Raw genomic sequence first — 3,394 nt, 5'->3', positions numbered from 1 at the left:
CCTCTAACCGCGCTTTTAGCCCCTGCTTCTTGGAGGCCACAGTACAGTGTAATGTGTACACATATTCGCTTATGTGTGCTTTCCTATCTGGCACACGTACATATTTGTTTATATACTGATAGGACTTAAGACTGTACAGGAGGCAGAAAGAGTTAGACGATGATTAGAGTCCTACTGGCAGATGATCATACCTTGATTCGACGCGTCGTGCGTGAGATTCTGGAGCGAGCCGGCGATATGGAAGTGGTGGCCGAGGCCTGTAATGGCCGGGAGGCCGAGGCCCAGGCCGGTGAAACCCGCCCGGATGTTGCATTGATAGACCTGGACATGCCAGAATGCGATGGTTTCGAGGCAACGGAGCGTGTGCTCGCCTGCTCGCCGGAGACGCGCGTGGTCATTTTGACAGCTTCGCAGCAGGAACAGCTGGCCCTGCTCGCCATCCAGCGTGGGGCCATTGGCTATTTGACCAAGGATATCGAGCCAGAGGCGCTGGTAGCTGCCATCCGCTCCGCCGCGCGCAACGAAATCTCGATCCCCGGCCCCCTGGCAACGCGCGTGTTGGCTCACCTGCGCACACTGACTCTCAGCGGTAAGATCCGCGAGGTTCCTCCCGCCGATTTCTCCCAGGGCGCGGCCAGTCGCGCTTTCTATTATAAGGTCCAGCAGCGGCTTCAGGGTTCGGCGCTGAACCTGCCGAACCTCTCGCGCCCGCTCACGGAGCGCGAAATCGAGGTTCTTGATCTGATCCGCAAAGGCCGCAAGAACCGGGAAATCGCTCAGGAACTCAATATAGCAGAATCAACAGTTCATAAACACATTCAGAATATTTTTGAGAAGCTACATGCCCGTAGCCGCACTGAGGCCATTTATCTGCTCAGTTCACGTAACTGAGGGCTGATGGCTGCCTCTGGCGCTCCAGCAGGCGGACATCTGTTGCCTTCATTCCGCCGCACTCTTGCTCCTCGCTGTGGCTGAGGGCAGGATCAAACCGGGCAGACAGAACAGGCCCGTGCTGCCCTCAGCTCACAGGTGAGACCTGCCATCGCTCGCTCAGGCCGGGCTACTATGCGCGGTGGGGGTTGTGATCCCGAGCAGCTCGCGAACGACTTCCTTAATATGAGCAGAGGAGAGGCCATACAGCTCCTTGAGGATGGACGGCGCCCCGTGCTCGACCAGGCGATCGGGAAAGCCAATGAGCTTGACATGGACGTCGTGGCAGCCTTCGCGGGCAAGAAGTTCAAGGACGGCACTGCCGAAGCCGCCAGCCACCATGTGGTCTTCAATGGTGACCAGATGCCGCGTGGTCTGCGCCAGATCCAGAATGAGGCCCTCGTCCAGCGGCTTGGCCCAGCGCGCATTGACCACCGCGACGTTGAATCCCTCTTCTCGTAGCTCGGTTGCCGCCTGCTCAGCTAACTCAACTGTGGTGCCATAGGCGAGCAGGGCACACTGGCAGCGCCTGGCCTCCGTGAGGGTCGCCGGCGTGAGCAGCTCCGCCTTGCCGATCTCTAGAGGGCGCAGCTCCTTGTCCAGGGCCACCCCACGCGCCTTACCACGCGGATAGCGCAGGCAGACTGGCCCGTCCATGTAAAGGGCTGTATAGAGCATGTGGCGTAGCTCGTTTTCATCGCGAGGGGCCATGACCTTCATATTAGGGATCATCCGCATAAAGGCGATATCAAAGAGGCCATGCTGCGTGGGGCCATCCTCTCCGACGACGCCGGCGCGGTCCATCGCAAAGACGACATGCAGGTTCTGCATGCAGATATCATGGATGACCTGATCAAAGGCCCGCTGCATGAAGGTGGAATAAATGGCAACCACCGGACGCAGGCCACCAACGGCCAGCCCGCCGGCAAAGGTCACAGCATGCTGCTCAGCAATGCCGACATCAAAGTAGCGCTCGGGGAAACGCTGGTGCAGCTTCTTCAAGCCTGTGCCTTCGGCCATGGCGGCAGTGATACCCACAATGGCCTGGTCGCGCTCGGCCAGCTCGACCAGTGTGTTCGCGAAGATTTCGGTGTAGGTTGGGGGGTCATTGGGATTCTTTTTAATGACGCCGGTGCGGTAGTCGAAGGCGCCTGGTCCATGCCACTTGGTGGCATCCTCTTCGGCAAAGGTCCAGCCTTTGCCTTTCTTGGTAACCACCTGGACCACGATCGGCCCTTCAATCCGCTTAATATTTTCCAGAACATCGATGAGCAGTGCAAGATCATGGCCATCGAATGGCCCAAAGAATTTGAAGCCCAGCTCCTCGAAAATGGTTCCGCTCTTGCTATGCAAGACAAACTGTTTAAAGCTGGTTTCAGCACGGGCGGCGGCTTCCAGAGCGACATCACCCACGACGGGCAAGCGCTCGATAGAGCCTTTGGTCACCTCTCGTAAGCGCTGGTAGCCTGGCGAGGTCTGCATGCGTCGCGCTTTGGCCAACACGGTGGCAATGGCGCCTACATTATCCGAGATGGATTTCTCGTTGTCGTTGAGGATAATAATGAGATTCTTCTTCAAACTGCCAGCGTTGTTGAGGGCTTCCAGAGCCATGCCGCCAGTCAAGGCGCCGTCACCGATGATGGCCACGACCTTGAAGTCCTGGCCCTGGAGATCGCGCGCCACGGCCAGGCCCAGGGCGGCAGAGATGGAGGTGCTGGCATGGCTGGCGCCGAAGACATCATAGGGACTTTCTTCGCGGCGGAGATAGCCCGACAGGCCTCCAAATTGGCGAATTGTGCGGAAGCGTTCGCGACGTCCAGTTAACAATTTATGCACATAAGCCTGATGGCCGATATCCCAGACAAGAAGATCATGGGGGGTGTTGAAGACGGTGTGCAAGGCGAGTGTCAGCTCGACAACGCCCAGGTTGGGAGCAAGATGTCCTCCTCTCGTCGAGACGGTCTCGATGATTTCCTGACGAATCTCTTCGGCCAGCGTTTGCATCTCCGCGACGCTGAGCGAGCGGAGCTGAGCCGGGCTATCAATGCGATCCAGTATCCTTGCCAAGGCGGTCCTCCCACAGGAAAGCTTATCTCGTATTATAGGGCGTCGCCGACAGCGAAAGAAAGGTCGCGATGCGACAGAGAAAGGCACCTGAAGCCTTGACAGGACAGCTGTTCACGTGAAAGGAGAGGGAGGCAAGGCGGTCAGGAAGCGGCCAGGCGGTTGCTTGTGCACCGGAGTTGCTCACGATACTGGTCGACCGGGATGGAGCCGGAAGACTCTTGACAGGGTTCCACTTTCTTCTTATCATGGCCTTTCGGAAAACAGTTGGGACATCCGGGTGGGTTGGAGCGTTCCCAAAAGATCAACGCTCCCCCGCAAGGGGAGGTCCGTTTACGCGCTGAAATGATGGCAGGCGTGACCCGATGGACCGCTTGACGTTGCCTTTTCCTGCCGGTAT

2 protein-coding genes are annotated in these 3,394 nt (G+C 58.1%); one reads left to right on the top strand and one right to left on the bottom strand.

The genetic code is table 11. The annotated features are described in order from the left end of the window. Window positions 1–159 precede the first annotated feature (159 nt). Entirely contained in the window at window positions 160–891 is a 732-nt protein-coding gene (locus tag IRZ31_RS20740) for a response regulator transcription factor (RefSeq protein ID WP_297157504.1), read from the top strand. 159 nt (window positions 892–1,050) lie between these two features. Here IRZ31_RS20740 and dxs read toward each other — a convergent pair whose 3' ends face one another. Further along, complete coding sequence (dxs, locus tag IRZ31_RS20735; RefSeq protein ID WP_297157502.1) at window positions 1,051–2,997, bottom strand: 1-deoxy-D-xylulose-5-phosphate synthase; 1,947 nt, start codon at window positions 2,995–2,997, stop codon at window positions 1,051–1,053. Window positions 2,998–3,394: the final 397 nt, after the last annotated feature.

Source organism: Thermogemmatispora sp. (genome assembly GCF_019683635.1).
Taxonomy (GTDB): Bacteria; Chloroflexota; Ktedonobacteria; order Ktedonobacterales; family Ktedonobacteraceae; genus Thermogemmatispora.
This window is presented reverse-complemented; position numbering and strand designations above follow the sequence as displayed.